Origin of the sequence: Moorena sp. SIO1F2, from assembly GCF_010672755.1 — a bacterium.
In the GTDB taxonomy this organism is placed as follows: domain Bacteria; phylum Cyanobacteriota; class Cyanobacteriia; order Cyanobacteriales; family Coleofasciculaceae; genus Moorena.
Genome location: NZ_JAAHFV010000318.1, coordinates 1 through 7,370, shown reverse-complemented (window position 1 = coordinate 7,370; position 7,370 = coordinate 1). Strand labels below are relative to the sequence as shown.

Below are 7,370 nucleotides of genomic sequence, written 5' to 3'. Positions count from 1 at the left end.
GCTCATAGAAGTCTATCTTCAACATAACTAATCTTTATTTATTAATATGTAAGTATGTTATAGCAGTTCTCACTGGATTGAGAACTGCTATAACATACTTACATACTAATAAATAAAGATTAGTTATGTTGAAGATAGACTTCTATGAGCATACCAAGCAGCACCCTGCAAAGCGGCCTGGTCATTAAGAATCACATAGATAGGAATAGACTTCAGCAAATCAACCATCTTATCCTTATTAATAAAATGTTCCATAAACAGAGGTTCATGCAGCTTATCCAGAATGCGAGGGGGAATTCCTCCACCAAGATAAACACCCCCAGTTGCGAAAAACTTAAGAGCAGCATTTCCGGCTTCAGATGCCAAAATTGAGACAAACATCTCTAAAGCTTGCACACAAAGGGGACATTTATTGGCCAGAGCTGCATTACTAATTGCTGCGGCTGGCTCTCCTTTGCTCATTTCTTCTGCTAACCATTCAGGGGTGTTGCCATGACCGCTATCCCGCAAATAATTATACATACGAACCAAGCCAGGACCTCCTAGAAGAATCTCGTAGCTAACCCGTTTGTATTCTTGCTGAACATAACGCATCAGTCCCACTTGAAGCTCATCTAAAGGACCAAAGTCAGTACTCCCACCTTCAGATGCGATCGCATGAACTCGACCTTCCACCTCAATGCTTGCTGCTTCTCCCAAGCCAGTACCAGGTGATACTACTGCTCGATTTCCCCCTGGTATTTTAGTGCCGACATTAAGAGTAACTAAGTCATCATCCTTTAGGGTTTCTATGCCATAAGCATTGGCTTCTACATCGTTGAGCAAGCTAACCGGAACACCGGTAACTGAAACTAATTTAGCGGCTTCTACTTTATCCCAGGGTAAATTAGTCAATTTACACACACCTTCCTGGATTGGACCAGGTAAGCCGAAACAAGCAATTTTAATGGGATGCTCACAGCTTTTAACGAAAGCCCCAACCATATCTTCAAAACTATGATAGTCTTTACACTTATAAGTGCTTTTTTGGACTATAGAGAGGTTCTCGTCAAATACTGCTAATCGGCAATTTGTTCCGCCTAAGTCACCTGCTAATATCATAAGTAATTCAAAATTACAAATAAAAAAATGCTATCAACGTTTTAAGTTAATTATACCTTAATCAGTAAGCATTCAGCCGTGAGCCAAAGGCTCACGCTACTTGAGGTGCCGTCAGCCGTCAGCTTTTAGCTCACGCTACTTGAGGTGCTTAAAATAAATCTAGAACGATAGAATTTAATAGTTCCAGAGTAATGAGAATTGAAAGTCTGGGAAAAATCCATGACTCGTGGCACAGACTTTGACGCTGATAGCTGATAGCTGATAGCACCTCAAGTAGCGTGCGCGTAGCGCTAATCGCTGTTCGCTGATAGCTTACCTTAATCAACCTCTGCAAAATCAATTACTAAGGCTCGGCAATGCGGTTGATTGTGAATATCAACTGCTTCTGTTGTTAATTTTGAAAAGGGAACAGTATTGGTAATAATCGGTTGTAGATCAATCTTCTTTGTGCAAATTAGTTCTATGGCCTGACGAAAATGCTCTGGAGTATATCGATAGCTACCATAAATCTTGAGGGAACGATAATGAATTAAATTAGGATTGCCCGGAAACTCAGTTCCCGGGGGTGTTCCACCAAACCCAACTGCGGTACCGCCACACCTGAGCAGGGTTAATGCCTGTTCATAGGTTTCCCCAGAGCCAACGGCTTCAATAACGACATCAGCACCATAACCGTCGGTTTGGGCCATAACTATGTCTTTGAGAGACTCTCGGGTAACATTAACGGTACGATCAGCACCCAAGGCTGATGCCTGTTCCAGAGAATCATCATGTTTGCCAGCTAGAATAATTTTGGTAGCACCTCTCAAGCGCGCTAGCTGAAGGAAGCTCAGTCCGACACCGCCATCACCAATAACTACCACACAATCGGACAAACCAATATTAGATAAGTCAATACCCTGAAGGATACAGGCTAGTGTTTCTGTAAAGGCAGCAAACTCGTAGGGAATTGATGAGGGCAGCTCAACGATTCCGCTAGCCAGGGAAGCCGGAACGCATACAAATTCAGCCATGCCACCGGGTTGTAACTTAGTTGGGTTGAGGCAATGGCCTAATGCTCCTCGCTGACAGTAAAAACACTCTCCACAGGGTTTTTCTGGGTTGACGGTAACGCGCATCCCTGGTTTGACTTTGGTAACACCCTCCCCTACAGCAACAACATCTCCCGCCAGCATCCTACCAAAAATGACTGGAGGATTATGTTTGGCGTGTCCCACTAATACCGCCCGTGCGTGCATCGCACAAAAGAAACACTTCTGAACCTGTATCAAAACTTCCCCTGGGCTAGGTTCAGGTCGGTCTATTTTTTCTAAGCGAAAGTTCTCACGTCCTGGACCATACCAGACCGCAGCCTGCATGGTTGTCATAATCTCTTGCTCCAATGTTGTTTACCAAAAAGTTTGGGTCATTAGCCCCGTCCTTCGCTGGATAGAAACCTTAGACAGGGTCGCCAAAATCGGCAAAGAAAGTTTTAACCCTTATATGCATAGCCTGCCAACCATCAAGGCGACCCTGTCTTACGGTAACTTGGCCTATGGCCACGCCAAAGGCGAACGCGAACAACGGACGGCTTTTCCAGCCGATGTGATAGAATAAAAGCATAAGCAATAAACTTGCATGTCAGATAGGTACTATCTAATCATAAGTAGACAACGTAAAAAATATGTATGAGATACGTATTGCGTAATTTGGTCTAACGACTACAACGTCTATGAAAAACTTAGATAAAAAAGTATCTGTCCCAAAATAAAAATAAAAAAGGTACGGTGGGGCACACCGAAACCTAGATCTATGATCAATCACGCTTGGGGAGATTTGTCCTCTACTTTTCCTGGTTCCGGCCTGGTTTAGCAAGACGAGTCGTAGATCCAAGAATCCCCGTTCTTCCTTCGGCGGGGAGTGTCAATGTGAGTGCATCTCATTAACGCTGTTTGACCCTGTGGTGCGTTAGGGGCAGCAACCTAACTCTGGCTACCGAGAAAATTAGTGCTCCCGTAACACACCCTACGCAACTGTGGTGCGTTAGGGGCAGCAACCTAACTCTGGCTACCGAGAAAATTAGAACCCCCCTAACGCACCCTACGCAACTAACTTCTTTTACCGGTCAGCTAAAAACGTTTTCAGCCAAGGCTCCGTGATTTGTTCTAGTGATTTAAGGGTGACATCTGCGATCGCAAACCGTTCATCCTCTAGATTTTCTGGTGGTGGAACTGCAATACATGCCATGCTGGCAGCTTTGGCACTAATCACGCCACGAACCGAATCCTCTAAGGCAACACACTTTGTTGGTTCTATACCCAGACGACGGCTAGCGGTGAGATATACTGCTGGATGGGGTTTACCAAATTCCTCCGCTTCTGCTGATGTAATCACATCAAAGGCATCCTTTAAATCGAGCCGTTTGAGTACTGTATCAATTAGACCGATGGGAGATGAAGTGGCTAGGGCTAGGGGTAAGTTTAATTCCCGACACAACTTTACGGCTTCAATTGCACCTGGCATCGGTTGTCCCATGGTCATCAATAGCTCACTCATCCGAGCGATCATTCTTCGACATACCTCAGCTTGGCTCATACCAGTCCAAGGAAATCGAGCATACCAATACTTGACCACCTCATCGTTTCGCAAACCCATTGTTTGAGAAGACATACTCTCGTTCATGGGAATGCCAAGGTCATTGAAGACTTCGATTTCTACCTTCGACCAAAACGGCTCACTATCAATTAGTAAACCATCCATATCAAAGATCACAGCTACATCCTGCATCAGAATCTTCCTCAAGCGTCGAGATCTACAACAGTTCGGGTTCCAGGCTGTGGACTCCAATTAGTCAATTCTATAGGAAGCTTCTCAAGAGGGATAAACCGACCCAACAGTTGTTCAAAGAATGCCTCGTCGCCCTTGATGGATGCGATCGCAGCCGCAATGGTTTCGTCTGTAGCACCAGCAAAAGACGTCACTACCGCAATCTCTCGCATAAATAACTCATGGGGAGAAATTGGTAAAGAAATCCCTTGTTTAGGAACACCATAGATACAGACTAAACCGCCCTTACGAACAAGATCCAGTGCTGTAGCCAGACCCCCTGGTGAACCGGAACATTCCACCACCACGTGTGCCTGGTTTGGTTCTGGAACTTGGATCCGTTCAATTCCCAATCTGTTTAGCCAAGGGAGCGGCTCTTTGGTGATATCATAGACTTTAATCTCTCCCTTAAAATTGGGGGAATGATTTAGGAGGTAGGTAATTAGAGTACCTGAAATACCTCCCCCAATCACCAGGACTTTAGGGTGTGAAGTAGCTAATAAATTAACACCAGCTAAAATCCGTTTTACTCCCCTTACTGCACAACTTAAAGGCTCAATCAGCACCCCTAAAGCTGGATTGGATAATTCAAAAGGATGTAGGGAATTTATAGGAGCACAAATTTGATCAGCATATCCTCCATGTTCATTTACTCCAAGTTCTTGGAGATTGATGCAATGACTAGTTAATCCCTCTAAACAATAACTACATTTTCCACAGGAAATCTCATTATTGAGGGCAAAATGACCTTTTTGATTAGGCAGGCTACAGACTACTTCATGACCAAGAATACAATCTTTATCTAAGCCTGCTGCGGTTAGTTGCTGGTCTGTTTTACAGACTCCCACAAATTCCACCTTAGCAATTACTTCATTATCTTGAGTTTTGCTAGGCTCAGGAAACTCGCGAATTTCTACTTGATTGGCTTTGGATAAAACTGCTGCTCTCATCAAATAGCTCCTGCGGTTTCAGCGGTTGGACATAATAGGATATCAAGCTTTTGTAGGACTTGATCTAAAACACCAATAGTGCAATCAATTTCTTCGTAGCTGATATCAAGATAAGGAGCAAATTTCAAAACGTTCAGGTCGTATCCTCCGGTTTGGAGAATCATGCGCCAACTCTGGTCTTTCCAAATAAAATCATTATCCTGAGCAATGCTTGCTGCTAGTTTGGCAGACCCTTTGTAAGGTATACCCTTTTCATCAGCAAAAACCATGTTAAGTATAAGTCCGAGTCCATCTACGCTATAGACACAGGAATGACGGGCTTGGAGTTCTTTTAGTTTGGTCAAAAAGTACAAACCTTTTGCTGGTACTGATCTTTCGTAGTCTTGTGCCAGCATATAACGCCATGTTGCTAAAGCAGCAGCAGTTCCGAGAGGATGGTTAGCAAAATTGCTGTGGGCGTGTCCAGGAGTGAAAAAGTCTGGTGCTACTAGGTCTTCTCGCGCCCAGACTAAGCTAACTGGACTCAAACCATTGGTGAAGGATTTGCTCAACGTAATAATGTCTGGCACAAACCCAAAATGTTCGAAGGCAAATAATTTACCAGTACGGTACATCCCAACTTGAATTTCGTCATCAAAGACAAGAAGTCCGTGCTTTTGTCGTAACTCACTGATAAACCCTTTAAAGAAATCCCTGGGTGGGATGGTGTAGCCTCGTCCTTGACAAGGTTCTACAACTATGGCACCCACTTCTGAACTAGTTTCACTTGCGATGCCATAAAATTCGTTGGAGAATGCCTTGCGAATCATGCGCTCGCAGTATAAGTCACAGGTTTCTCGTTCCTTTTCATAGAAACACTGAGCGCAGTTAGCAAACGGCAACATAACTGCCCGTTCTGAGAACTCATTAAAATACTGTCGATATCGATGACTACTCGAAAGGTTGAGAGTACCAAGAGAGCGACCATGATAACCACCCATCATCACAGCTACTTTATTCTTGCGGGTGTTTTTACGAATAATCTTTAGGGCATCTTCCACCACAAGTGCGCCGCCCACATTAAAAGATACTCGGCCTTTGACACCGGTTCTTTCATACATCGCATCTACTACTTGTTTCGCGATTAATAATTTTTCACGATGTAGAAAGTCGCCATTGGCTTGAGGTAATGTATGGAGTTGTTTAGTAACCTCTGATTCAATCTCTGGATTGCGATACCCAAAGTTACAACTTGAGTGCCACATTCCCGTATCGATATAGGATTTGCCTTCATCGTCGAAAACCAATCCCCCCTTACAACCAGTTACAATGATTGGTCGCTCTTGATAGTGAACCGTATCCCCCCAACAGAGGTATTCCTGATCAATTTGGCGAAGAGCCTGGCTGTCGAGTGTAGTTGGTGAATCTAGTATTTCCTTATCTAAGACCGATTTTTTTTTGATGCCTTGGGGCAAGGACATTTCTGTACTAGCGCCACACCAGTCATTACCAGTTTTTGAGATTATTACCTGATCTAGACTTTCTTGATTAATTTCGGTCATGAGGTAACTCTTTATCTTCTCTTTACTTTTTGTTTACCATTTCTTTACCCAGGTTTAATTATCACATGATGTTCAAATAATCGCGATTTCAAGGGGAAAGATTTTGTAAAACTTAACAAAACAAGTTTCCTTGCCAAGATACTTGACAAAAATTGATATATGTGTAGTAAAGGGGTTTTTAATTCGGTAAGGTACAAAGTTCTGGGTTTTAGGTAGCTTCGGAGCTTCGGAGCTTCTGAGCTTTGGAGCTTCAAAGCTGGGAAAAAATCCTGTATACCTAATAGTGATTTTTTTTAATTACAATTATCATTATACTTATTCAGTTATTTATATTATTAGATTTATTGACAAAATGCACATTTTAAAGTAAAAGGAATGGTGAAAAGTTAGATTAAATTATGTTAACTTAAAAATTAAAATAAAATTAAGCTGTCACTTCATTGTTTACCAGAAGAATACAAGGCGTTTGTCCTCTCTTATATTTCTCCTGGTATGGAGGTTTTAGAATTAGCTTCCGGTTCGGGACGGTTCAGCATTAACCTGCTGGAAAAAGGAGCTCAAGTCACAGGGATTGAAATTGATGCAGGAATGCTCAATCAGGCACGAGTTAAGCTCAGTGACTGGTTAAAAAAAGGACAGCTTGAACTGATTCATGGGGATATCCGTCGTTTTGAACTGAAACGGCAATTTGATTTTGCTTTCTTATCAGGGGAAGTTTTGGGTGAGATATCAGAAGTAGAGGATCGCTACCGCGCATTTCAATGTATCTCAACACATTTGAAACCTGGAGCACGTCTTTTAATTATTACTGATAATCCTGGTTATTATCTGCAAGGGGGATATCGTCGAACGATTACCCGTAGCCGTCAGTTACCTGATGGAAACCTTGTAAAAATGACTGAGGATCGAAGCTACGACCCGATCGGAATGTATCAGATGACAATACTGCAATATTTGGTCTCATCAAAGGAGA

Annotated in this window: 6 protein-coding genes; 1 reads left to right on the top strand and 5 read right to left on the bottom strand. The window is 42.9% G+C overall.

The window, feature by feature from the left end:
• Positions 1 to 123: 123 nt before the first annotated feature.
• The 5 genes from glk to F6J94_RS26720 form a co-directional block, all read right to left on the bottom strand.
• Positions 124 to 1,101: a glucokinase gene (glk, locus tag F6J94_RS26740; RefSeq protein ID WP_293045807.1), complete on the bottom strand. Its 978-nt coding sequence runs from the start codon at positions 1,099 to 1,101 to the stop codon at positions 124 to 126.
• A 317-nt stretch (positions 1,102 to 1,418) separates the two neighbouring features.
• The gene (locus F6J94_RS26735; RefSeq protein WP_293045803.1) at positions 1,419 to 2,468 is read right to left on the bottom strand and encodes a zinc-binding dehydrogenase; all 1,050 of its coding nucleotides are present in this window, start codon (positions 2,466 to 2,468) and stop codon (positions 1,419 to 1,421) included.
• 730 nt (positions 2,469 to 3,198) lie between these two features.
• Positions 3,199 to 3,867 (bottom strand): hexitol phosphatase HxpB, encoded by a 669-nt coding sequence (gene hxpB / locus F6J94_RS26730; protein ID WP_293020654.1) that lies wholly within the window; start codon positions 3,865 to 3,867, stop codon positions 3,199 to 3,201.
• A gap of 11 nt (positions 3,868 to 3,878) precedes the next feature.
• Entirely contained in the window at positions 3,879 to 4,856 is a 978-nt protein-coding gene (locus F6J94_RS26725) for an alcohol dehydrogenase catalytic domain-containing protein (protein WP_293045799.1), read from the bottom strand.
• Complete coding sequence (locus F6J94_RS26720; RefSeq protein ID WP_293045796.1) at positions 4,856 to 6,397, bottom strand: aspartate aminotransferase family protein; 1,542 nt, start codon at positions 6,395 to 6,397, stop codon at positions 4,856 to 4,858. Before F6J94_RS26720 ends, F6J94_RS26725 begins: the two co-directional genes overlap by 1 nt.
• A gap of 492 nt (positions 6,398 to 6,889) precedes the next feature.
• On the opposite strand from F6J94_RS26720, the gene F6J94_RS26715 reads away from it, so the two are divergent.
• A partial coding sequence (locus F6J94_RS26715) for a class I SAM-dependent methyltransferase (RefSeq protein WP_293045794.1) occupies positions 6,890 to 7,370 on the top strand: 481 nt, incomplete at its 3' end.